Genomic DNA, 21,957 nt, shown 5'->3' with positions numbered 1-21,957 from the left:
AGGGATACATCGTGGGCCGGTGATACGAATGATGAACACGCTTTCCACACACCGACTGTTCGCTGTTGCCACCGAGGAATTCGAGAACGGGGTAGGCCCGTTCTCGAATACATCTCTTGGCAGTGTGGACGGGCGTTGTTCATCGCTTACCTGTCCACACGCCCGCCGTGACACTGCTTCCCGATTCGGGAAGTGAGTGTTACGTCGGGTCCGTTCCTCGTGTCTCTCATCCCAGAGACGACCGTCCCGGCGACGGTGTAGAGAACGGACTGTTCTGTGATCGGTGGCTCGGTGTTGGATATCCATACTCCAATCCGATCGGAATCGACTATCCGACCGATATTCCCGTGGTGTAGCAGGTACGCACGCGGCCGGGGGCCGAAGCCCGAGTTCGAGTCTCGGCGGGAACGTATGACCATGGAGGAGTCGGTGCTCGTTGTCACGGCGAGCACCGACATCACCCTCTGGGTGTCTCGTGGAGCAGCGGGCGATCTCACTGCTGGCGCAATGGATGTCCTCACAAGCGCCACCCCGGTCGCCGCCGTTGAGGAGATTGACGTGGTGGGCTGTCGGCCCACAGCGACAGATATCCGTGTCGATCTCGTCGTCGAGGTGCAGGTCCGAACGGCAACGACGGAAACGGGGGCTGTCGAAGCGGCGCTCTGTGATGGCTTTGGTATCATCACAGCCGACGTATCGACAGTCAGGACGTGAACGCCTGTGGTCGTCCGTAACCGCATGAACGGCACGATCGACGATCTCTCGGAAAACGGGTCGGAGATCGCCATGCACGACCCACAGCGCTCGCTGCGCTCGCAGATGAATAATAGGTTCCGCCGATAACTGGCAGTGTGTTTATCCACAATACGCCGGAGAGTACACACCGATGGCAATCACACTCCTGAGTGAAGCTGACGAATGGATCACGAGGTGGCGCGATCGATTGAACGAGAACGAGGAGTTCCAGCAGGCAGCGTCGGGATAGGGCGTCGAGTTCGACGGCTCCTTCCGTTTTGAGATTCAACCGGATGATCGCTACGACGGTAAGCCGTTGTACTTTCTCATCGATATCGTCGACGGCAGATGCACCCGCGCGCGACAGATCTCTTATCCGCCTACGGAAACCTTATCCGCCTACGGAAACTGCCGCGTTCAGATACTACGGTCCGACAGTCCATTGGAAACGCCTCATCCAGGGTGAGCTCGACGCGGTCGAAGGACGCCCTGAAGAGATGTCCGAACGCGACGGCGATATTCAGAACGTTCTTCAGTACAGCGAAGCCACCCAGATCATGACACAGAACGCACAGCATCTCGATACCGAGTTTGAGGACTGAGCGTATCGAATACTGTGCTCTGACTGCCATCGCTCCGGGTCGTTTTTCCGTCTCCTCGTCGTTCGGTTCGGTGAGGTAGTAGCGTGATCGAGAGCCAGACGATCTATCGATATCGACGACCGTGAATCCGACTCGTATCGAATCCGAATTTCCAGCCGACGCGTACCGTGGTGCGCAACGGCAGGCCCTCACCGACATCCGGACAGCGTTCGCGGCGGGCAACGACATCGTACTCGTTCGCGCACCCACCGGCAGCGGAAAGTCGCTACTCGCGCGGGCCATCGCTGGCTGTGCCCGACGGGCCGGAGAAGCCGACGCCGGGCAACCGATCGGTGCGTACTACACTACGCCACAAGTCTCCCAATTGGACGACGTGGCGGCGGATCCGCTGCTCGACGATCTGAACGTCATTCAGGGCAAAGGGAACTATTCGTGTGTTCTACCGGGGGAGACAACGACGCCCGTTGACCGCGCGCCGTGTGCTCGCGAAACGGGGTTTGACTGCCCCGTCAAACACCGGTGTCCGTACTTTTCGGACCGGGATCTCGCGGCAAACCGTCCGATCGCCGCGATGACGCTGGCGTATTTCATGCAAACGGCCGGCTCTACGGTGTTCGACCAGCGCGACGTACTCGTTATCGACGAAGCTCACGGGTTGGTCGACTGGGCGGAGATGTACGCCACAATCGAACTCGGTCCCGAAACGGTTCCTGTCTGGGATCGCACGCCGGCACCGGAGGTCACGGGTGTGGATGGGGCCATCGAGTACGCCGAGACGTTGGTCTCGGTCTGTGACCGCAAGCGGCAGGAACTCCAACGCGAACCCGAACTCAGCGCCGCGGACGTGGCTACGCGCGATCGGCTTGCCGAACTTATCAGGGAACTACAGTGGTTCGTCACTGATGTCCGCGATCCTGAGAGCGCAACAACGTGGGTCACAGACCAGCACGGCGGCGAGGGAACACCCCTCACCATTAAACCGATGAACCCCGAACGGTACCTCGTTCATACTGTCTGGGATCGGGCCACATCCTTCGCGTTGTTGTCAGCGACCATCCTGAACAAGACGGCGTTCTGCCGCCAGACCGGACTCGATCCGTCTCGTGTCGCCCTCGTGGATGTCGAACACACGTTCCCTGTCGAGAACCGACCGCTGTTCGACGTGACACAGGGGAAAATGACACACGAACACCGTGATGAGACGCTTCCGAAACTCGCACGCCTTCTCGTTCGTCTCATGCAACACCATGAGCAGAAAGGTATTGTTCACTGTCATTCATACGCGATCGCTGAGCGACTCGCAACGCTGTTGTCCGACTTCGGGGTCGGAGAACGCGTTCGATCACACGACCGGGAGAATCGGAACGCCGTGCTCTCCTCGTGGAAACGCGACGACTCAACGGTGTTGCTCTCCGTGAAGATGGAGGAAGCCCTCGATCTGGAGGGGGATCTCGCTCGGTGGCAGGTGCTGTGTAAGGCCCCGTTTCCGAACACGCGCGACTCTCGTGTGGCTCGCCGGCTCGAAGACGGACAGTGGGGGTGGTACTACCGCAGTGCGCTCCGAACCGTGATCCAAGCGTGTGGGCGTGTTGTCAGATCTCCCACCGACGAGGGAGCAACCTACCTCGCTGACGAAAGCCTCCTCGATCTGTTCGACCGGGCGCGTTCTGACGTTCCACCGTGGTTCCAAGCGCAGATCGACCGCATGCGTGCGCCGTCGCTCCCGGCGTTCGATCCGAGCGAAGCGTGTTTGGAGACCGCCACGGATCGACGCCGGTCGACCGCCGCTTCGACTACGCCCTCGATCGAGAACCATCCACTTGATGATGTCTGGCAGTGATTTAATATCATGTTTTGTATGGATTTCCGGATCGAGGACGCCGTTCAGTCTTGATCCCAAACCGAAGATCAGAATGATTATATTTGATATTCTCATGGAAGATAGTATGGGCGGTGAGACCCTCCGGCGCGCAGGTATTCGACTTGAGGAGGCAAGCGAAACAGTGGAGAACGGACTGATCAGCAAACGGTTGGCGCGACTCGCGGATCAGTGTCGGTCTCTTGCTGATCGTGATCCGGACCCCGATCAACTCGCCCGGTTGGAGACCACGATCCGATCAGCGAGCCGACGACTCGATGGGGATGTTGCTGTCACCGTTCGCCGGGCCGGACAGGATGTCGTCGTGTATCGAGACCAACGCGAATGAGCCGCACTGATCGGTCGGTCCCTGATCGGTTATCCCTGCGTCACGAGGCGTCAAAAACCTGCGATATCAGACTCACTGATCCCTGATCGCATCCGTGGGCAACACGTGCAGCCCGCTTCTGTGTTTTATGACGGTCACGGTGTCGGCGTCGGCATCGAGATACGACGGTCGAGGGATGGTTTTCGCCTCATAGGTGTCGGGATCGAGCACTTGCACGGCGTGGTCGTCTTCAACAGCAACGAGGGTCGTTTCTCGGGCGTCAGTGACATCACCGAGCCGGCGAGCGTCGGGGGCGATCCCGTCTTCTGCGTCGGCCTCGTACTGTTCTCCAGTCGTGAGTCGTCGTCCTTTCAGATTGTTGTGGGCGCTGTGGACGAGCACCGGCTCCTCCTCGTCCGGTTCGATGATAGTTCCGGCGGGAAACGGCGGGAGTCGGACAGCGTAGGTGACTCGGTACACCTCGTTTCCGTCTTCGTCTTCGGTAACTAGCGTCTGGGAATCCGTTACTGTTCCACCGAGTTCTCGCTGGATGTGGGTGGCAACGGTTCGACCGAGCTGTGTGGTTGAGAGCCGGACGTTCACCCCATCGTGGCTTTCGCTGATCTCGGTGATGAAGGCGTTGCGGTCGCCCTCGCGTTCGTCGACACGCTCGCGGGCGATTTCAGCCGCGCGCGTTCGCTCGGTTTCAGTCGGCGTGCGGTCCATGGCGCGGACCTGTACCGTACTCGCGTAGTACTCCCCAGCGATACGCGAACAGCGCGTACACGTTGTTCGGTTGAATCGCACGCGAACGTCGTGTTCCGCTTCGATCACCGTATCGCGCAACACGCCCGTGAAATAACAGTGCATCTCGATCGTGTTCTGATCGATCTGCTCAGGGTCGACTATCCACTCCACGTCCTCGGCCTCAACGTGGACTCCGAGGGCGTCGGTGGTCTCCTCGATTGCGACATCGGTGTAGTCGTCTGCACCGACATCGACCCACTGCTCGCCGCGCCTGACGGCCCCGCACTTGCTACAGATCTCGACGATGCGTTCTTCTGGCGCGTCGACGAGATCGAACTCCGCGAAGTAACACTCGTCACACAGGCGCGCCCGGTGACCACTGGGGGAACCAGGGCGTGGTTCCGATCGCGGTTCGACAGGCTCGCCACATCGAGGACAGAATTCGCCGGAACCCATTGACGAGGGTAGTGTCCCAGTGCGTTTAAACTCGTCTGCTCCGATCGTTACTAATTCACGACGTGTAACGACACAGCTGTGTTGGACTTCTCCCGTTGCCAGCGGCGCGCGTGGTGCACTCGACCCTTTGCGTGCGTGCCTGTCTCTGATTAGCTGTGCGATTAACTGTACGTCGAAACGGTCATGTAGTCCCTCTGTTTCGTTCTAGACGGTCCCGCTTTCGTTTCCCATGGCGGGCGGGACCGGACCGGGCGTGCCCTTTGAGCCGTGGCGCACAGCACTGTCAGACCCTGATTCCTGTGTGAAATGCTGACACTGTACGTATAGCGGAGAGGCTATATGTTCTTGACTGGTATTCCGACTATGGAGTGGAAATCGGATTGGAACCTCAGAGGGCGGATGGCCTTCACGATGTTCCTGTTGTTCGCCCTCTATATCGTGTTTGTCGCCGTACTGGCAAGAGCGGGGATGTGGGTAATCATGCCCGTTGTAGGTGTGTTTTTGCTGGGCCAGTTGTTCTTCAGCGACAAGCTCGCGTTGTATACGATGGGTGCACGTGAGGTGAGCGAAGAGGAGTATCCCGAGCTTCACGCCTCGATTTCGCGCCTCTCCCAACAGGCAGATCTCCCGAAACCCACAGTCGCAGTCACGGATTCTCGGGTCCCGAACGCGTTTGCCACGGGTCGGTCACAGGACAGCGCGACGGTCTGTGTCACCACCGGCATCCTGAACACACTGAACCAAGAGGAACTTGAAGGCGTGTTGGCCCACGAGCTCGCCCACGTCAAAAACCGGGACGTGATGGTGATGACGATCGCCTCGTTCCTCTCGACCATCGCGTTCATGGTCGTCCGGTGGGGGTGGCTGTTCACCGGTGGCGGCGACGACGACAATCCCGGCGCGCTCGTCGCTATCCTCGCCTCCCTCGTCGTTTGGATCGTCTCATTTTTCCTCATCCGGGCGCTTTCGCGTTACCGCGAATTCGCCGCCGATCGGGGTGGGGCGATGATCACCGGCAACCCGAGCGCGCTCGCCTCCGCACTCATGAAGATCTCGGGCCGCATGGACAAGGTTCCTGACCGCGATATGCGTGAACAGTCGGAGATGAACGCCTTCTTCATCATCCCGGTGAAGGGCAGCTCTATCATGCGGCTGTTCAGCACGCACCCGAGCACTGAACGCCGGATCGAACGGCTTCAGGACATGGAGCGCGAAGTTCAGTTCGCGTGAACCGTCCCTGATTGATTGACTGTTTCCATTGTTTTTCTCTTCTTACAGCATGGAAAACCCCAAGCAGCCACACGTCCGTGAATAACACATGGGTGTTTTTGATTCGATTCGACAGGTGCTCGGTCTCAGCGCCGAAGCGGACGCCACTCGCGCGGCCGAACCGGAGGATCTGTTCGGGATGAGCACCGCGTACATCACGATGGAGGCCGACCTCGGCTACGCGCCGACGGGGGAGGCCGCACTCTGCTTTTCAAACGTTGACAGCGCGGCGTTCGAAGAAGCGGAACGGGAAGTCAAGCGCATCCTCGAAGCTGGTCGCCAAGAAACGGGCACCGAAGCCCGGTTTAACACCGATTCACACGGCTATCAGTGGGTCATCCTTGAGGATCCGGATTTCGAAGACCTGATCACGAGTATGCATTTCGCGGCAGACACGTTCGTTGAGGAAGGATTTGGAAGCCGGCTGCTTGCCGCTGTGTTCGCCTTCCAGAAGGATGCTACTCCCGTCTACTGGGTGTACTCGTTCCGTCGCGGCGCGTACTACCCGTTCGCGCCGCTTCCCGGCAACGAACGCGATTCGAGCGCCGAGTTCAAGCTCCAAACCGCGCTTGAAAACGAAATCGAACTCGAAGACGACACCGACTACTGGTATCCGCTCTGGCCCGACGGTTCCGGCGATCCGTGGGACTGAACTGACTCACTGCTGTTTTCTGTGTTCTGCACGTACCTCCCTGCTGTCCCACGGTTTCACTTTCACTGGGGTGTTAACGAGTTTTTATGAAGGGTGGGGAACAACGGAGAACCATGGCAACAGATTTGGAGAACCTTCCGGGCGTCGGCCCGGCAACGGCGGAGAAACTGCAAGACAACGGGTACGATTCCTTTCAGGGCATCGCCGTCGCAAGTCCGGCGGAGCTTTCGAACACCGCCGACGTGGGTGAGAGCACGGCGCACGACATCATTCAGGCGGCGCGAGAGCAGGCGGATATCGGTGGGTTCGAAACGGGGGCGTCGGTGCTCCAGCGCCGCGAGCGGATTGGCAAGCTCGAAACGCAGGTAACGGAGATCGACGAGATGCTCGGTGGCGGCGTCGAAACCCAGTCGATCACGGAGGTGTACGGCGAGTTCGGCGCGGGAAAATCACAGGTCACTCACCAGCTGGCGGTAAACGTCCAGCTGCCGCCTGAAGTGGGTGGATTGGGTGGGAGCGCCATCTTCGTTGATTCCGAAGACACGTTCCGTCCCGAGCGTATCGACGAGATGGTCCGTGGGCTGGATGATTCGCTCATCGCTGCCGCCATGGACGACAAGGAGATTGACGGCGATCCGGACGACGAAGAAGCTGTTTCTGCGCTCGTCGAGTCGTTTCTCGACCACATTCACGTTGCAAAGGCGTTCAACTCCAACCACCAGATCCTGCTCGCGGAAAAGGCCCAAGAGATCGCGAGCGAACACGAAGACAGCGAGTATCCCGTGCGGTTGTTGTGTGTCGATTCGCTCACTGCCCATTTCCGAGCTGAGTACGTCGGTCGTGGCGAGTTGGCTAACCGCCAGCAGAAGCTCAACAAGCATCTCCACGACATCGATCGGGTCGGCAATCTGTACAACGCCGCTGTCGTCGTAACCAACCAGGTCCAGTCGAATCCGGACGCCTTCTTTGGCGATCCGACGAAACCCATCGGCGGCAACATCCTCGGTCACAAATCCACGTTCCGCATCTATCTCCGCAAGTCAAAGGCGAACAAGCGCATCGTCAAACTTGTCGACGCGCCGAACCTCCCTGACGGCGAATCCGTCATGCGCGTTGAAAATGAAGGACTGAAACCCGAGTAGCCGCGTTTGATCTCCGTTCACCACGTTGCATCGAACGCCATCGTCTCGATTCCTTCAGTTGCGGTGGCGTACTCGCTGCGCACAACAGTGAACCGGTGTTGATCAGTAACGGTACCGTTCGGACGCGCCGAGTGTTGCCGTAACAGCCCTTCGTGGCGACCGCCGTATTTCTCGACGTACTTCTCTATCATGCGTCGAGAAGGTTCGTTGTCGGTAGCACAGGTCGTATAGTATGCGTCGAGGTCGTACCGCTCGAACGTCAACTCGATGAAGACCGACGCCCGCTCCGTTCCGTACTCCCGGCCCCAGTACTGCCTTGCGAGAACGATATCCGATCCCGCGCGGCGTTGTTCCCACTCCGGTTTGTAGGCCGTCGTGCCAATAATGTCGCCGTTTTCCTCTTTGGATCGCAGGAGATACCGAGCACTGTCCCGGTCCGTCCAGCGCTGTTCAGCTCGATCGATGAACTCAGCGACGTGGTCGAGCCGCTGGAACTGAAACCACGGCATGTGCTCGGTCGCGTCTCTGTGCCAATCGTCTCGACTCACGAACTCGTACAGTTCGAACGGATCAACGGTTCGATGACTCACCCGTTCGAAGGCGAGCCGCTCTGTCTCGATCCGTTCGGGAAACAACGTGTGTGCCATTGATCTTCAGATCCGCTGAACCGACATGTCACTTTCTCATTCTGCCTTCCTCGGGATGACCGTTGAGCGTCTTGGAAGAGCTGCGTTCAGAACAGAGGATGCTGACTGAACTACTCGGTTTGTGTCGTGTCGATTTCGATGTCACCAGTGTGGATCTTCGCACCGTCCTGTGCGACTTTCTCGGCAAGCACGGCGCATTTGACGCGCATCGGGCTGATCTCGACGCCCAGCATGTCGATCACGTCGTCGCGGTCGAGTTCGTGGAGTTCAGTGAGCGTCATGCCCTGAAGTTGCTGGGTGAGCAGCGAGGCGCTGGCCTGACTGATCGCACAGCCGTCGCCGGAGAAGGCGATGTGTTCGATCGTTTCCTCATCGTCGGCAAGCACAACGTCGATCTGGATCGTGTCGCCGCAGGTCGGATTCTCGCCAGTGTGTGAGAACGTCGGCTCCTCGAGTTCCCCGTAGTTTCGGGGGTTCTTGTAATGATCGAGGATCTGCTGGCGATACATATCGGAGCCCAGTCCCATCGTTGTCTTCGATAGCAGGTAAAGCCGGAAAAACGTATCGTGAGTGACGATGTGTCACGGCGCGCCAAGCTCAGGCGAACAACTCGCGCGCGTCGTCGATCCCCTCGATGAGCGCGTCGATCTCCTCGCGGGTGTTGTAGAGGTAGAATGAAGCCCGTGCGGAGGCTGCGGTGCCCAAGGTGTCATGCAGCGGCTGCGTGCAGTGGTCGCCTGCCCGGATGGCGACTGCGTGGTCGTTGAGGATGCTCGAAAGGTCGTGCGCGTGGACGGAGTCGAGATTGAACGAAACGAGTCCGACTCGATCGTTGCCAGGGGGACCGTACACCGTGATGTCCTCGAACGCAGTCAGCCTGTCGTAGGCGTATTCAGCCAGCTCGTGCTCGTGCCGTTGGATGCGTTCCAATCCGATCTCGTCGAGGTAGTCACACGCGGCCGCGAGCGCGATGCCCTGACCGATGACCGGCGTGCCGGCCTCGAACTTCCACGGCAGTTCCTCGAATGTCGTCTCCTCGTAGGTGACTTTCCGTACCATCGAGCCGCCGTACAGGTAGGGCTGCATCGATTCGAGTAGTTCACGCTTACCGTACAACACGCCGATGCCCGTCGGGCCACACATCTTGTGACCGGAGAAGGCGAAGAAATCCGCGTCGATCGCTTCGACATCAACCGGCTGATGGGGCACCGACTGGGCACCATCGACAAAGATGTACGCCCCGTGGTCATGAGCGATGTCTGCCAGCTCTGAAACGGGGTTGATGGTTCCCAGCGTGTTCGAGACGTGGGCAACGCTCACCATCGCTGTGTCGTCGGTGATCAACTCTCTCGCGTGATCCATGTCGAGGTAGCCCTCCTCGTCGATCTGGATGTACTTCACCTCTGCGCCCGTCTTTTTACCGATCTGCTGCCACGTCACGAGCGAGGAGTGGTGTTCCATCTGGGTGGTCACGATCTCGTCCTCAGGACCGAGCTCTGCAAGTCCCCACGCGTAAGCCACGAGGTTCATCGATTCCGTAGTGTTTTTCGTGAAGACGATCTCCTCGCGGCCGCCCGACGCGCCGATGAACTCCGCCACGCGGTCGTGGGCTTCCTCGTAGGCGATCGACGCCTCCTGACTCAGCTGGTGGAGTCCTCGGTGAACGTTCGCGTTGTACGTGCGGTAGTACTCCGCGATGGTGTCGATAACTGGTTCGGGTGTTTGACTGGTCGCGGCGTTGTCGAGATACACGAGCTGCGTGCCGTCAAACTCCCGCTGGAGGATCGGGAAGTCCGCCCTGATATGCTCAATATCCAGCGGGTCGGTAGTGCTCGCTTTCATTACCTTAACCGATGCCCCCCAGACAAAACACTTCTTCGGTCGAGCCACATTTCTTTTCGCTTTTTCCCAACCGGCTGCAGCGATCGCGTTACTCGTCTGCGAGCTGTTCCCGGTCGAGTTCGACGCCGAGTCCGGGTTCTTCAGGTGCGGTGATGGTGCCGTTCTCGTGGTTGAGCGTCTCAGTCAGGAAGCAATCCCGGACTGCTGGCGTCCACGGCGGATCGATCGAGAACTCACACCACGGGCTCCCGGCGGCGGTCATCACGTGGAGGTTTGCGACAAAACCCAGCCCGTTGGTCCACGTGTGCGGCACGAACGTCACGCCGTGCTGGCGCGCCATCGCCGCGATTTCAGTGGCGCGTTTGATACCGGTTGCGAGCGCAGCATCGGGTTGGACCACGTCGAGCGAGTCGTGGGTGAGGTGCTCCCGGAGCTGCCACGCGCCGTTGTTGAACTCTCCACCGGCGATCGGGATGTCGGTTGCCTCTCGGAGCCGAGCGTATCCCTCGAAATCGTGGCGGGGAAGCGGCTCCTCTAGCCATCCGATTCCGCCGATCTCTTCCAGTTCGCGGGCGACTGTCAGCGCCTCAGCGAACGACCACTGTTGTTCCTCATCCATTACCCGGACGGCCCACCCCTTGTTCGCGTCGACCATCAGCGTCAGCTCCGGGAATGCGTTGCGCACTGCGCGGACGATCTCGACGTGCTCCGGCTCGGTGATCCGCAGCTTCACCGCCTCGTACCCCTCGTTCACGCGCTCTTGGACGTAGTCGACCCGTTCGTCCGCGTCGATCACTTGCCCGGTGCTCGCGTACACCGGAATCTCACGGTTTTCTGCACCCAACAGCTCGTACACCGGTTTGCCCGCGTCTTTGCCGATGATGTCCCACAACGCGTGTTCGATGTGCCACGGGCGTGGTCCGACGAGATTGAACCCCTCCAGCTTGCGCAAAATCCCCTCGACGTTGTGGGGATCCTCACCGAGCAGAAAGTACGATAGTTGGTCCTCGTAGTCCAGTCCGCCCGCGAAGCTCGGACTGGCTGCCAGTCCCGTGATTCCCGCGTCGGTTTCGATCTCGAACAGCTCGGCCTCGTGGCTCGCCTGGGGATAGCCCGGAATCCACGTCGGGTGAAATGGCTCGTCCATCGCGTGCTCGACGTGGTGTTGGGTAACACCTGTTATTTTCATGCCAACAGGCGACAGGGGCACCGGGAAATAGGTTCGGCCTCGGATACGAGGTAGCAAGTAGTGTTTCTGTCTGATGCAAGTTCAAAATCGGAGGAAGGCGGATGTGACCGTCACGCGTTCGATTGCGTGTCCCAGTCACGGCGTCTCGTGAGGAATTGCTTCGCATCGATGTACTCCGACCGCTCATAACCGGCATCGGTGAGCACGCTGTCGAAGCAGGTGCCGGCCGCGATGTCGTTGCTGATGACACCGATATCGGTATCGATACCGCGTTCGAGTCGGTCGGCAGCCAACACGACGAGTTGGATATCCGTGCTTTCGATCGCAGATGGTGGTCGGTTCGTCGTTGTGGCGATGCATGCTCTGGTACGCTTCTCAAGCCCCGTGATCGGATCGTCGGGAACGGTCGCCATGTTCGCCCACCCTTCCTCGATCGTCCGTTGAAGGGTCCGGTGGCGCGGATACGTCCGTGTCTCGTGAGTCAGATCGGTGGCTGTATCGGTCCTCTTGGGCTACTTGCGCAGCTATTCGCTCTCGTGCTCGGGGCTAAACTGTCTCCTCCTGATCCATTCACACAGCTGCTACAGCTCTCGCTCCTCGTTGTCGTTGGACTTCTCCCCGTTTACTGGCTGGTCTGGGGTGGTAGCTGCGCCCGCCTCCGTCGCCGGGTCGGATTGGTTCATGAGGACGAACAGCGCCACTGAACCACACTATTCTCAGTCTCGAAACACCCTGATTCGTTCACCACTCCTCGCGTAGCAGGCCGTACAAGCGCATATCGTGGTACTCGCCACGAAACCACGCCGCCTGACGCCGGGTCCCCTCGTGTACGAAGCCCAGCGATTCGAGCAGCCCGATCGAGGCGTCGTTAAAGCTCCCGGCTCTAGAGCTGATCCGCCGGAGATTCCGGTCCTCGAAGGCGTACTGCACCATTCGCGCAGCGGCGTCTGATCCATACCCCTCGCCGTGGTGCTCAGGCGTGAACCAGTAGGCGAGTTCTGCGTCCCGCGACCGAACGGTTTCGTCTGGGCCGTACTGGCTCCCCGTCAACGAGACGACGCCCAGCGGCTCCTCCCCATCGCAGGCAAGACAGTGAACGCTATCGGAGTCACAAATCACCGTTTCGAAGAATTCGGCACCCTGTTCGTGGTTCATCGGATTGATGTCGAGTGCGGGCCGCCACACCCTCGGGTCGTTCATGGCGCGCTGAAGAAAGTCGATGTCTGCTCGTTCGATCGGTCGGAGAGTCACGGCGTCTCCCTCCAGAAAGGGCGGGCCAGGCATTCATCGGTCTTCAGGTCAATCAAGTAAAATTTTTATGGAATCGTGTGTTTCGGTGTCGTCACGAATGATCTCTTCTCACGCTACTCGTACTCTTGATCGCCAGTCCACTGGCTGAGCCTAGCCACTCCTCCTGTGAAGACGAGCGTCTCTGCATTCTCTACTGTGATTTTAAATTGACTAGTATATGCGGCAATAAATTAATACAATCGTTTCTACTGGTGCTACTCGCACGCTGCAGAAACGAGCATGCGACCGCACGATCAACGATGCAGACTCCTGATACGACACGGACGAGTGATCGACGCACAACCACCCGATCGAACGCAGCCACGGCCGTGACGGACGGTGAATCAGAACCGACGCGCCGGGCGTTTCTTCGGAGAACCGCCACCACGAGTGCGATCATCGTCGGGGCTGGAGGGCTACCCACTCGTGGGGCCGGGCGTTCTCCGCCGACGCGTGACGTGATGGTCACGGGGAACGCGAAAAACGGCACTGTCAGCGTCTCAGACGCGCAGACGTACACAGATCTCCGGACGATCGACGTTTATCCAGACAGAGACAAAGAGGACGCACTTGAGGACGTGATCGATTCGATCTCACCAGTGTTTCTGAACGCCGTCGTTCGGGACAACTACCTTGAACACGCCTCCCTTTCGCCGGACGGCCGGACGCTGTACGCCTCACGAGGCCACGTCGGTGACGTTGTCGCTATCGACATCGAAACCGGGGAGAAGCTCTGGGAGACGAATCTGGACGGATTTCGCGCCGACCACCAGACGATCTCTCCCGATGGGACGTATCTCTACGTTTCGGACCTCCTCGCGGACCAGATCGACAAGATCGACACTGAAACTGGTGCCGTTGTCGCTGACGGGGTGGCCCACAACCTTCCCCACGGCAACCACCTCCACCGAGTAGCGGGGTTCGACAAGCAGCTGTTGATCAACGGCAGCCTCGGAAACATGGTGTTTCCGGATTCCGCGCTCGGAGACCCGTTTCACCACCAGCTCACGTTTCTCGTCCCGGAGACGATGGAGACGATGCGGACAGTGCAGTTCAACGAGGGTGTTCGACCCATTGCGATCACAGATGACGGGCGGTGGATCTACGTCCAACTATCGTATTTCCACGGCTTTCACGAATATGATGCTGTCAACGATCAGATTACACGCACCAAGCGGCTACCCAAGACGGACCACGTTCCGGACGCAGAGCACGAGTATCCCGCCCAATCGGCGCACCACGGCATCGACATCTCCGGTGATGGCAAGTACCTCTGTATCGCGGCGACCACGTCGTGGTACGCTGCGATCGTCCGCCGGTCGGATCTTCGGTTGATCGAAATGATTCCGGTTGGGAAATTTCCCTACTGGGTACAAACCGCTCCAGACGGCGAACACGCGTTCGTGCCTGTCCGTAAAGAAAACGAGATTTCAGTCATCAACTACGAAGCCGCAGCAGAAGTCGCACGTATTCCGACTGGCGCTGAACCTCACGTGACCGAATACGGTGCCGTGCCTGAAGCGATCTTGTGAACGACGTAGCGATCATCACACAGCGATGCTCACCCAAGAGACGGTGCGTACGCCTCGAACACCGCCTCATCCAAGGCGAGTTGGATGTGGCCTTTGTACGGAATGAAGACGTTTCGTGCGCTGGAAACCGATTCACACTCCGGGCTTGGGAGCATCGCGTACTCGTCGGGTGTGATCAGTTCGTCAAAATTCGACCAAAGCGCCGTGTAGTCGACGCTTTCTGCGAGCTGTCCGTCGTTCAGTTCCCGTAGGAAGTCACTGCCCGGTATCATGTCCCGACCGCCGGGTGTGATGTACGCGAGATACGCGACGTACGTCCCTTGGTGAGGCGTGCCGAGTGTGATGAGCGAATCGACGTACTGATCGGCTCCCATCTTTTCGATCGCCCACCGGGAATCGAGTCCTCCCATCGAATGAGCGATGATGTCGACATCGCTACCGTGATCGGTGCTCATGGATTGGAGCTTTGCTGTTACCTCCTCAGCGTACACCGTTGGTGAATCGACTGTCGTGCCGAGCGCGCCGAGACGCAACAGGTACAACTCATCGTCTGTGTAGCCGATCTCTTGTAGTCGATGCGTGGTGATGTCCCACCACGGCGTCCTCCTGGAATCGAGAAAGCCGTGGACCATGAGCACTGGTGAGCGGTCGCTCGCTGGCGCAGCGCTACCGATCCCCGTAATGCCAGCTGCCGTGACGCTGGCGGCCCCGAGTCCCGCGAGAAATCCCCTCCGAGTGATCGTTCGACTGACCTGTTGATGAGTCATGATATCATCCCCCAGTACAAATGAGACCGATTCACAATTGAGGGTGTTGCCGGTTATTTATTGTTATTAATACCTACTGGAATCAATTCAGCGCATTCGGTGTCTTCGAGCGACAGTTCCAGAAAACGAACGCGGGACGCAATGCCCGGGGTGGGCTCCGAACCCACGATCTCCGCATATCCCAGGTACGAGGCCTCGGCACGACCTCAGGGATGCGGGTTGGTACCGCACGGTCTCGTGACCCTATGAGTGCGGCGCTATGTCCAGCTAAGCCACCCGGGCTCACTTGCTCTTATCACACTCCTCCTCTTTAACCTTCCTATGTCGAGCCATCTCCTTACTCCCGTCCGGTGACTTTTCGGATGCAGGTCGAGCCAAAGGGACCGTGGTCCCCGGCGGGGAGTCGCATGAAATGGCCTGTCGAAAGGGTTGCGCCACACCGCCGGCAGGTGAACTCTCCGTCTTTTGTAACCACCTCGCTCTGGAACCGGAGAAACTGGCCCTCAGTCGGCGTGACGGTGTCCCCGTCTCGATCGATCACGCCCCGAGATTGAGCGGTTTCGAGGATTTCGCGCGTCGTGGCGGGATGGCTCGTGATCGTCTCCAGCCGATCGATGGTTTCAGCCAGCGACAGCTCCGCGTGCTCAAGTCGTTCGAGCAGTTGAACGCCGAGTTCGACCGGATCGTCGGTCACACCCCTCCTATCTCCTGGAGGTGAATAACTCTGTGTGCTTGTCCTGTCTCACCGCTCGACTGCACACGGGAGGGTCATGAGTCCATGAAACGTCGGTCGCGGCGTTCGATCGGTCAGATCCGGTTCGATCGTCGAGAAGCGATCGAGGAGTGCACCGAGTACAACGTCGGCTTCGACACGCGCGAGTGGAGCGCCCAGACAGAAGTGAATCCCCCGTCCGAACGCGAGATGTGGATTAGGGCGGCGTTCCGGCCGGAACGCCGCGGGGGCGTCGAACATCTCCGGATCACGGTTCGCGGAACCGACCCACGGCGTCACTCGCTCGCCCGCCGTGATCTGTCGTCCACCGAGTTCGACATCTTCGGTTGCGACACGACGAACCATCTGCACCGGCGATCGGTAACGAAGTACTTCCTCGATCGCTTGTGCGCGATCGATCTCACCGGCACGGATTCGTTCGGTCACGTCGTGCTCCTCGAAACACCAAACGGCGTTCGTGATGAGATTCGTCGTCGTCACGTTGCCGGCGATGAGCAGGAGGATGCAAAACCCAATCGTCTCATCCCGGTCGAGTTCCGTTGCCGTCGCTGCGAGAGTGATGAGATCGTCGCGCGTACCGTTTTTCCGCTCCTCGATTAGCTTAGAAAAATATGTTCGCATCTCTGTCCATGCGTCCGATCGCCGTTGCTGGACTGCGGTGTGGGCGTCGGTATCCTCCGGAGCACGCGCGACAATTGCGTCCGACCACTGTTTGAACTGGTCGCGGCGGTCGATGGGAATCCCGAGCAATTCAGCGATGACCGAGACGGGAAGTGGATAGGCGAGATCGGAAACCACGTCAATCCGGTCGTTGTCTTCGATCTGCGCCAGTTGCTTGGCAGTCAACTCCTCGATCCGTACGCGATTCGTGCGGATCGCCCCTGGCTGGAACCGTTCGTTGACGAACTCCCGAAGCCGCCCGTGCTCCGGCGGATCGGCCCTGAGCATCGTCAGAACGCCTGAATCGTCGTCTCTTCCTCGTGGCTGGACGGTAGCCGTGGTGAGATCGGACGAAAACGTCTCGTGATCGCGGAGCACGCGATCAACCTCTTCATACCGGAAGACATCCCACGTCTGCCGCCGCTCATCGTATCGAACGGGGTTGTTCTGTCGCATCTCGGCGTACCAGTCGAACGGATCGAGCTGACTTTCTCGATCACTGATTGCGGTCGGTGGCGCTGTGAGCGGAGCCTCCGAATTGGAAGACGACATCTATTGAATGAACGTTCAGTCATTTTGTAGGTTTTTTGGTTGTTCGGGGGGTGGGCGGCGGTGGGGTCAACCCGCGTGTGGTCTCACCAGAACGTATCAGAACAGTCGTAGATGACGCCGTGTTGTGAACAGACGTACTTACAGTGGCGGTGGGTCATCGGGCGGTCACAGATCGGACACGGTCGTCCGCCGTTCATAGCTAGGGTAGGAGAACTGACGAACAAACGCTTTCGATCGGGATCCCCCGAGTTAGTGTGATGATCGCGCTAGTTCGGCTTACCGCGGTTCAACACTCCGACCAGCCGCAGTTTTCACAGGTTTTGCAGCCTTCGCTGAAGTACAACGACATAGAACCACAGTCGGGGCATTCCGGACTTTCCCCGGCGTCGATGAGCGATTGCGTGTCGACGTCGGCCGATCGGTCGTCAGTCTCGGTAGCCGATTCAGCGACTTCCGTCAACTGTTGCTGTTGTGGGTAGGGTTTGCTGATCTCGTCGTCGAGATATCGCCGCATTGCGACGCCGATCGCGTCGGGAATAGAGTTGATCTGCTCGCCTTTGTCCCACGCGACCTTTGGACTCCGGATTCCCTGAAGATCTTCGGCAATCTCGTGGGGATCGACGCCCGAACGCAGCGCGTAGCTGATCGTTTTTGCCAGCCCTTCAGTGAACGACGCTGTAAAGCCACCGGAGTTGCCGATCGTGGCGAACAGCTCGAACGGCTCGCCGTTCTCGTCTTCGTTGATGTTGACGTACATCTTGCCGTAGCCGGTGTCGATGCGCTGGGTCACACCGTACAGCACGTCCGGCCGGGGCCGTTCGCGCGCGTATGCACCACCAGCCTGTCCCTTTAACAGCTCCTCGATATCGGTTTCGAATTTCTCCCGCACGTCCTCGTTATCGAGGAACGCTTCGACATCTCCGAACACCTCGTGGATCTGCTCAACGATCGTCGCTGCGGCCTCGCGCTCGTCGGCAAACTCCGCGTTGTCGGCTCGTGTGGTCAACACCTGCTTTGAGCGTGTTCCGTCTCGGTAGTACGTGACGCCTTTGCCGCCGTGATCGTAAATGTACTCGAAGACTTCCTTTGCGTCGGCCATCGTGGAGTCGTTCGGAGCGTTCACCGTCTTCGAGATCGATGAATCCACTCCGTTTTGGCAGGCACACTGGACGGCCGCGTGCTGTTTAGCGGAGACATCCGCGGTGATGACGAACAGTTCGCTGATGGCGTCGGGCACCGTTGTCAGCGAACGCACGCCGTCGAACGTGTTGCTCGCCATCTGCTCGGTCGCTTCAGCCTTGACGGCGTCGACATCGATGTCGTTGGCCTCTAACACGCGAAGGAAATAGTCGTCGAACTCCACGAGCATCTCATCACCTTGCACGTCGTCTGAAACGTTCTTGTAGTAGGCGACGTTGTAGATTGGCTCACAGCCGCCTGTGGTGTTTCCGACCATCGACGTTGTGCCGGTTGGCGCGATCGTCACCGTGTTGTGGTTCCGGATCGGGAATCCATCCGCCCACTCCTCGGCGGACTCTCCCGTCTGGTGTTCGAACCACTCTTGGTATTCGAGCGGGTCGGCGTATTTGGAATCGCCCCATTCCGCAAAGCTTCCGCGTTCTGTGGCCAACTCGTGCGACGTCTGTTTCGAGTGGTGGTTGATGTGGATCATGAGCTGGCGGGCGACCTCGTTGCCGATGTCCGAACCGTATCGGATACCGAGCTGAATGTACAGCTGTGCCAGCCCCATGATGCCGAGTCCGATCTTGCGCATCTCTCGGACCTTCTCCTCGATCTCCGTGACGGGGAAGTCGGACATCGTCACCACGTTCTCCAAAAAGCGGGTGCCCAACTCGATCCGCCGGTCGAACTCCGCTGTGTCGATCGCTTCTTCTAAGAACGCCTCGACCGCTGCCGCCTGTGAGTCGTAGTCGTTCGCGTGGTTTTGTGACCATACCCGCCAGTCGGGTGCGTTCCGCGCCGCGAGCGTCGAGAGGTTGATGTGCCCGAGGTTGCACGCTTCGTACTCCTCCAACGGTTGTTCACCACACGGGTTTGTTGCTAAAATCTCGTGGTCTGGGTGTTCTTCCACGTCGAATGAGTGTTGTTTATTCACCCGTTCGAGGTAGATCACGCCGGGTTCGCCGTTTTCGTGTGCACCCTCGATGATGCGCTCCCAGATGAGTTCGGCAGGGATCGACAGCTCTTCACCGATCTCGATGTGCTCGCCGAGATCGTACCGCTCGTACATCTCTTTGGTTTCGGCGGTGGCGATGTGTGGCTCTTCTGTGCGGGGATTGGTGAACGTGAATTCCTCGTCCGCGTACAGCGCTTCCATGAACTCGTCCGTAACGCCGACGGAGATGTTGAAGTTCGAAAGATGGCCTTCGACGGCGTTGCGGAGGTGTTTGGGCACGCGGCCCTCCTCATCAATCAGTCCGCGAGCCTCTTCGAGTGCCTCAGAAAAGGAGGTGTAGGTGTAGTCGTCGGGATCGTTCAAGCGGAGACAGTGGGCCAACGAAACGTCCTTGTTCTTCGAATGGATGAACTCGATCACATCAGGGTGGGAGACGCGCATGACGCCCATCTGTGCGCCCCGGCGGGTGCCACCTTGGGCAATCGTCTCACACAGCTGGTCGTACGTCCGCATAAAGGTAATCGGACCCGAGGCGATGCCGCCGGTCGAGCCAACGGGGTCGCCGTACGGTCTCAGCTGCCAGAACGCATACCCGCACCCGCCGCCTGACTGGAAGACTTCTGCGGCATTCTTTGCTGTTTCATGAATGTTTGTCAGGTCGTCGTCTGGCGACATCACGAAACAAGCAGAGAGCTGTTGAAGTTCGTCCCCGGCGTTCATGATCGTCGGGGAGTTCGGGATGAACGCGAGTCGTTCCATCAGCTCACGGAACGTGTCGGTCATGGACTCGACGTGATCCGCGATCTCGGTGGGGAGTTCGGGGACAACCGTATCGTACGCGAATTTGTTGACGTTGTAGACAGAGAGCGGGGTTTCGGTGTCGTCGTCGGCTGTCACACCGGCACCGAACACCTCGGCGGCGAGTTCGTCACGGCGGGGGTGATCAGGTTTCAGCTGGTCGGGTTGGACGGTGATATCGATCCCCTGTCGGTCGCTTTCGAACACCGCTTCGGCTAGTGCGATGTTCTTTGCGATCCGCTCGAACAGTTCCTCTTGGGTCTCGATCGGCGCACCCTCCGCGTCCTTGCGGAGATAGCGCGCAGGCAGGATGTTGTTGTACGCGTTTTCGGTCATCCGGCCTTCGAGTGTTTCCTCTTCGGTCCGCTTGATCGGAAGCGTGATCTCTTCCGCAGACTGGTGTGGCTGGCTCATACTGTACACTCCGTGCGGGTTCGTGTGGTGGCCTGTTGGTCTCCGTTTCGAGTCATCGATGAAAGGCGAGTCCGATTGCAACTCATTTCAACGCTACGGCTCAGGTCGCATGTGATAATATGATCACATATATCTCTCCGGGTCTTGGGCTGCACGTTTGAGTTCCTTCGTGCCCGTCCCAATAACGGTTCTTAGACCGGAGTGAAAGTGAACCTTACGTCTACTAATCACTGGCAGGGAGACTGATTGGAGGGGAAATGATTCGGGGTTTAATCAGGATATTGAAGTGATGAATCGATCGGCAATCGAATGTATTTCGTCCGCGTGCTCGTCCATAGTGGTATGATTTAACTAGCAGGATACTGTGGCCCAATCATGAACAACGTGTTACCACTTCAGTTGCTTACCGTTCCGGACGCGTTCATCACGCTTGTCGTCGTTGGTGCCGTGTTGCTGGTCGGTCGGTTCCTGATGAACTTGGCGATCAAGGTCGTCGTTCTCGTGGCGCTCATCGCCGGAATGCTGTGGCTCTTCGGGATCAGCTCGTTCGTTTCGCTGGCTGTGCCGGTGTTCTCTCCGATTTTCGGCTGAACCAAAATAACCGATTCAGCGCGTTCGAGTCGTCACTTCACAGCCGTTCTCGGTGACGATGATCGTGTGTTCTTTTTGACTCACGAGGTTGCCGTTGTCCTCTTGGAGGACGGGGTAGCTGTGAACCACGTCCGCTCGTTGCAACCGCCGGAGGGCCATCTCGGCGCGGTCGACATCAAGCCACCGGGTGGCGAACGGAAGCGTTTTGAACTGATCTGTGATCTGTTCGAGCGCCGTTCTGGCACGACGGTTTCTGACTGACCGTTCATGATCGAGCGCGAAAATCTCCTCGGTGGCTCCCTCATTGACCTTCCCGCTGCCGTCGGTGGCGAACGGTTCGACAGCGACCACGTCGCCAACTTCGAGTTCGACGCCGGAATCGACGGCGCGATTGGGGATGTTCGGCGGAACGTGTTGTTCCCAGTGGCCGAGTCCGTGCCCGGTGAGGTTCACGACGGGGTTGAAGCCGTAGCCGTTGATCACGTCCTCGATCTCGGCGCCAATCGCCCCGGTGTGGACGCCCGGTTCAATCGTTTCGAGCGCAGCCCCAAGGGCTTGCTCCGAAGCCTCTTTCAGCTCGTCGTTCCCGGAATGATCGACAGTGATCGCAGTATCAGCCAGCCACCCATCGATGTGCACGCCGATGTCGAGGTTAACCATTTCCTCACCGAACGTGGTTTCGTCATCAATCGCGGGTGTTGCGTGAGCGGCTTCGTGATCGACGCTGATGTTGACCGGAAATGCCGGCTCGCCGCCGAGTTCTCGGATCCGTTCTTCGGCCCACTCGGCGACTTCGAGGTGACTCGCGCCGACCTCAACGCGGTCGGCAGCCCCATCCCGAACCTCCGCGAGGATCCGACCGGCCTCCCGGTGTTTTTCGTACTGTTCGTCGGTGAGGTCGACATCGCTCATGGTTCTCTTCCGTTCGACCGGAGGATATGCGTTGTGTTCTACCACCTTTTTTCCGCTCGGGTGGCCTTCGGCCACCACTCCCGGAAAAAAGATGGGGCAAAAAA

At 58.9% G+C, this 21,957-nt stretch carries 23 protein-coding genes and 2 tRNA genes; 11 read left to right on the top strand and 14 right to left on the bottom strand.

The window, feature by feature from the left end; genetic code table 11:
• The first annotated feature begins 167 nt into the window (after positions 1 to 167).
• From EIK79_RS16760 to EIK79_RS16745, 5 genes are all read left to right on the top strand, one after another.
• The gene (locus tag EIK79_RS16760) at positions 168 to 356 is read left to right on the top strand and encodes a hypothetical protein (RefSeq protein ID WP_124956775.1); all 189 of its coding nucleotides are present in this window, start codon (positions 168 to 170) and stop codon (positions 354 to 356) included.
• Positions 342 to 410 (top strand) — tRNA-OTHER (locus EIK79_RS18295). Before EIK79_RS16760 ends, EIK79_RS18295 begins: the two co-directional genes overlap by 15 nt.
• 1 nt (position 411) lies before the next feature.
• Positions 412 to 714, top strand: coding sequence for a hypothetical protein (locus EIK79_RS16755; protein WP_124956773.1), 303 nt, complete (start codon positions 412 to 414; stop codon positions 712 to 714).
• A 744-nt stretch (positions 715 to 1,458) separates the two neighbouring features.
• On the top strand, positions 1,459 to 3,177 hold the full coding sequence (locus tag EIK79_RS16750; protein WP_124956771.1) for a helicase C-terminal domain-containing protein: 1,719 nt from the start codon (positions 1,459 to 1,461) through the stop codon (positions 3,175 to 3,177).
• Positions 3,178 to 3,283: 106 nt separating this feature from the next.
• A complete protein-coding gene (locus EIK79_RS16745; RefSeq protein WP_124956769.1) occupies positions 3,284 to 3,544 on the top strand; it encodes a DUF7553 family protein in 261 nt (86 codons plus the stop codon).
• Positions 3,545 to 3,616: 72 nt separating this feature from the next.
• Here the strand turns inward: EIK79_RS16745 and EIK79_RS16740 are convergent, their stop codons facing one another.
• Complete coding sequence (locus EIK79_RS16740) at positions 3,617 to 4,726, bottom strand: 60S ribosomal export protein NMD3 (protein WP_124956767.1); 1,110 nt, start codon at positions 4,724 to 4,726, stop codon at positions 3,617 to 3,619.
• Positions 4,727 to 5,089: 363 nt separating this feature from the next.
• On the opposite strand from EIK79_RS16740, the gene htpX reads away from it, so the two are divergent.
• The 3 genes from htpX to radA all read left to right on the top strand — a co-directional run bounded on the left by htpX (position 5,090) and on the right by radA (position 7,789).
• Positions 5,090 to 5,956 (top strand): zinc metalloprotease HtpX, encoded by an 867-nt coding sequence (htpX, locus tag EIK79_RS16735; RefSeq protein ID WP_124956766.1) that lies wholly within the window; start codon positions 5,090 to 5,092, stop codon positions 5,954 to 5,956.
• Positions 5,957 to 6,044: 88 nt separating this feature from the next.
• Positions 6,045 to 6,647 (top strand): PspA-associated protein PspAB, encoded by a 603-nt coding sequence (pspAB, locus tag EIK79_RS16730; protein WP_124956764.1) that lies wholly within the window; start codon positions 6,045 to 6,047, stop codon positions 6,645 to 6,647.
• Positions 6,648 to 6,760: 113 nt separating this feature from the next.
• The gene (gene radA / locus EIK79_RS16725; RefSeq protein ID WP_124956762.1) at positions 6,761 to 7,789 is read left to right on the top strand and encodes a DNA repair and recombination protein RadA; all 1,029 of its coding nucleotides are present in this window, start codon (positions 6,761 to 6,763) and stop codon (positions 7,787 to 7,789) included.
• 17 nt (positions 7,790 to 7,806) lie between these two features.
• Here the strand turns inward: radA and EIK79_RS16720 are convergent, their stop codons facing one another.
• The 5 genes from EIK79_RS16720 to EIK79_RS16700 all read right to left on the bottom strand — a co-directional run bounded on the left by EIK79_RS16720 (position 7,807) and on the right by EIK79_RS16700 (position 11,880).
• A complete protein-coding gene (locus tag EIK79_RS16720; RefSeq protein ID WP_124956760.1) occupies positions 7,807 to 8,436 on the bottom strand; it encodes a GNAT family N-acetyltransferase in 630 nt (209 codons plus the stop codon).
• 110 nt (positions 8,437 to 8,546) lie between these two features.
• Positions 8,547 to 8,963 (bottom strand): Fe-S cluster assembly sulfur transfer protein SufU, encoded by a 417-nt coding sequence (gene sufU, locus EIK79_RS16715; RefSeq protein ID WP_124956758.1) that lies wholly within the window; start codon positions 8,961 to 8,963, stop codon positions 8,547 to 8,549.
• 70 nt (positions 8,964 to 9,033) lie between these two features.
• Positions 9,034 to 10,278: an aminotransferase class V-fold PLP-dependent enzyme gene (locus EIK79_RS16710; protein ID WP_124956756.1), complete on the bottom strand. Its 1,245-nt coding sequence runs from the start codon at positions 10,276 to 10,278 to the stop codon at positions 9,034 to 9,036.
• 88 nt (positions 10,279 to 10,366) lie between these two features.
• Positions 10,367 to 11,467: a mandelate racemase/muconate lactonizing enzyme family protein gene (locus tag EIK79_RS16705; protein ID WP_124956753.1), complete on the bottom strand. Its 1,101-nt coding sequence runs from the start codon at positions 11,465 to 11,467 to the stop codon at positions 10,367 to 10,369.
• 110 nt (positions 11,468 to 11,577) lie between these two features.
• Positions 11,578 to 11,880, bottom strand: coding sequence for a hypothetical protein (locus EIK79_RS16700; protein WP_124956751.1), 303 nt, complete (start codon positions 11,878 to 11,880; stop codon positions 11,578 to 11,580).
• 39 nt (positions 11,881 to 11,919) lie between these two features.
• Here EIK79_RS16700 and EIK79_RS16695 point away from each other — a divergent pair, with 39 nt between their 5' ends.
• Entirely contained in the window at positions 11,920 to 12,171 is a 252-nt protein-coding gene (locus EIK79_RS16695; RefSeq protein WP_124956749.1) for a DUF7534 family protein, read from the top strand.
• A gap of 37 nt (positions 12,172 to 12,208) precedes the next feature.
• Here the strand turns inward: EIK79_RS16695 and EIK79_RS16690 are convergent, their stop codons facing one another.
• On the bottom strand, positions 12,209 to 12,751 hold the full coding sequence (locus EIK79_RS16690) for a GNAT family N-acetyltransferase (protein WP_124956747.1): 543 nt from the start codon (positions 12,749 to 12,751) through the stop codon (positions 12,209 to 12,211).
• A 266-nt stretch (positions 12,752 to 13,017) separates the two neighbouring features.
• Between EIK79_RS16690 and EIK79_RS16685 the strand changes: the two genes are divergently transcribed.
• The gene (locus EIK79_RS16685) at positions 13,018 to 14,289 is read left to right on the top strand and encodes a YncE family protein (protein WP_124956745.1); all 1,272 of its coding nucleotides are present in this window, start codon (positions 13,018 to 13,020) and stop codon (positions 14,287 to 14,289) included.
• Positions 14,290 to 14,318: 29 nt separating this feature from the next.
• On the opposite strand, the gene EIK79_RS16680 is transcribed toward EIK79_RS16685, so the two are convergent.
• The 6 genes from EIK79_RS16680 to EIK79_RS16660 all read right to left on the bottom strand — a co-directional run bounded on the left by EIK79_RS16680 (position 14,319) and on the right by EIK79_RS16660 (position 20,350).
• Positions 14,319 to 15,056, bottom strand: a complete 738-nt coding sequence (locus EIK79_RS16680; RefSeq protein WP_124956743.1) for a lipase family alpha/beta hydrolase — start codon at positions 15,054 to 15,056, stop codon at positions 14,319 to 14,321.
• Between the two features lie 142 nt (positions 15,057 to 15,198).
• Positions 15,199 to 15,338, bottom strand: a tRNA-Met gene (locus EIK79_RS16675).
• Positions 15,339 to 15,393: 55 nt separating this feature from the next.
• On the bottom strand, positions 15,394 to 15,750 hold the full coding sequence (locus EIK79_RS16670; RefSeq protein ID WP_124956741.1) for a DUF5830 family protein: 357 nt from the start codon (positions 15,748 to 15,750) through the stop codon (positions 15,394 to 15,396).
• A 48-nt stretch (positions 15,751 to 15,798) separates the two neighbouring features.
• A complete protein-coding gene (locus tag EIK79_RS16665) occupies positions 15,799 to 17,001 on the bottom strand; it encodes a cytochrome P450 (RefSeq protein ID WP_124956739.1) in 1,203 nt (400 codons plus the stop codon).
• Positions 17,002 to 17,084: 83 nt separating this feature from the next.
• Entirely contained in the window at positions 17,085 to 17,198 is a 114-nt protein-coding gene (locus tag EIK79_RS19130) for an HVO_2523 family zinc finger protein (RefSeq protein WP_303645422.1), read from the bottom strand.
• A gap of 89 nt (positions 17,199 to 17,287) precedes the next feature.
• Positions 17,288 to 20,350: an adenosylcobalamin-dependent ribonucleoside-diphosphate reductase gene (locus EIK79_RS16660; RefSeq protein WP_124956737.1), complete on the bottom strand. Its 3,063-nt coding sequence runs from the start codon at positions 20,348 to 20,350 to the stop codon at positions 17,288 to 17,290.
• Between the two features lie 375 nt (positions 20,351 to 20,725).
• Between EIK79_RS16660 and EIK79_RS16655 the strand changes: the two genes are divergently transcribed.
• Positions 20,726 to 20,941, top strand: coding sequence for a hypothetical protein (locus EIK79_RS16655; RefSeq protein ID WP_124956735.1), 216 nt, complete (start codon positions 20,726 to 20,728; stop codon positions 20,939 to 20,941).
• Positions 20,942 to 20,956: 15 nt separating this feature from the next.
• On the opposite strand, the gene map is transcribed toward EIK79_RS16655, so the two are convergent.
• Complete coding sequence (gene map, locus EIK79_RS16650) at positions 20,957 to 21,853, bottom strand: type II methionyl aminopeptidase (protein ID WP_124956733.1); 897 nt, start codon at positions 21,851 to 21,853, stop codon at positions 20,957 to 20,959.
• Positions 21,854 to 21,957: the final 104 nt, after the last annotated feature.

Source organism: Halocatena pleomorpha, assembly GCF_003862495.1.
Classification (GTDB): Archaea; Halobacteriota; Halobacteria; order Halobacteriales; family Haloarculaceae; genus Halocatena; species Halocatena pleomorpha.
Note: the sequence above shows the minus strand (reverse complement) of the source record. Positions and strands in the feature narration are given on the sequence as shown.

Excerpts from the sequence above, each read along its gene's own strand:
- EIK79_RS16660 (WP_124956737.1), bottom strand. The coding sequence starts at position 20,350 with ATGAGCCAGCCACACCAGTCTGCGGAAGAGATCACGCTTCCGATCAAG.
- EIK79_RS16705 (WP_124956753.1), bottom strand. The coding sequence starts at position 11,467 with ATGAAAATAACAGGTGTTACCCAACACCACGTCGAGCACGCGATGGAC.
- map (WP_124956733.1), bottom strand. The coding sequence starts at position 21,853 with ATGAGCGATGTCGACCTCACCGACGAACAGTACGAAAAACACCGGGAG.
- EIK79_RS16665 (WP_124956739.1), bottom strand. The coding sequence starts at position 17,001 with ATGTCGTCTTCCAATTCGGAGGCTCCGCTCACAGCGCCACCGACCGCA.
- EIK79_RS16685 (WP_124956745.1), top strand. The coding sequence starts at position 13,018 with ATGCAGACTCCTGATACGACACGGACGAGTGATCGACGCACAACCACC.
- EIK79_RS16740 (WP_124956767.1), bottom strand. The coding sequence starts at position 4,726 with ATGGGTTCCGGCGAATTCTGTCCTCGATGTGGCGAGCCTGTCGAACCG.
- EIK79_RS16700 (WP_124956751.1), bottom strand. The coding sequence starts at position 11,880 with ATGGCGACCGTTCCCGACGATCCGATCACGGGGCTTGAGAAGCGTACC.
- htpX (WP_124956766.1), top strand. The coding sequence starts at position 5,090 with ATGGAGTGGAAATCGGATTGGAACCTCAGAGGGCGGATGGCCTTCACG.
- EIK79_RS16680 (WP_124956743.1), bottom strand. The coding sequence starts at position 15,056 with ATGACTCATCAACAGGTCAGTCGAACGATCACTCGGAGGGGATTTCTC.
- EIK79_RS16690 (WP_124956747.1), bottom strand. The coding sequence starts at position 12,751 with ATGCCTGGCCCGCCCTTTCTGGAGGGAGACGCCGTGACTCTCCGACCG.
- radA (WP_124956762.1), top strand. The coding sequence starts at position 6,761 with ATGGCAACAGATTTGGAGAACCTTCCGGGCGTCGGCCCGGCAACGGCG.
- EIK79_RS19130 (WP_303645422.1), bottom strand. The coding sequence starts at position 17,198 with ATGAACGGCGGACGACCGTGTCCGATCTGTGACCGCCCGATGACCCAC.
- EIK79_RS16655 (WP_124956735.1), top strand. The coding sequence starts at position 20,726 with ATGAACAACGTGTTACCACTTCAGTTGCTTACCGTTCCGGACGCGTTC.
- EIK79_RS16745 (WP_124956769.1), top strand. The coding sequence starts at position 3,284 with ATGGGCGGTGAGACCCTCCGGCGCGCAGGTATTCGACTTGAGGAGGCA.
- pspAB (WP_124956764.1), top strand. The coding sequence starts at position 6,045 with ATGGGTGTTTTTGATTCGATTCGACAGGTGCTCGGTCTCAGCGCCGAA.
- sufU (WP_124956758.1), bottom strand. The coding sequence starts at position 8,963 with ATGGGACTGGGCTCCGATATGTATCGCCAGCAGATCCTCGATCATTAC.
- EIK79_RS16710 (WP_124956756.1), bottom strand. The coding sequence starts at position 10,278 with ATGAAAGCGAGCACTACCGACCCGCTGGATATTGAGCATATCAGGGCG.
- EIK79_RS16720 (WP_124956760.1), bottom strand. The coding sequence starts at position 8,436 with ATGGCACACACGTTGTTTCCCGAACGGATCGAGACAGAGCGGCTCGCC.
- EIK79_RS16755 (WP_124956773.1), top strand. The coding sequence starts at position 412 with ATGACCATGGAGGAGTCGGTGCTCGTTGTCACGGCGAGCACCGACATC.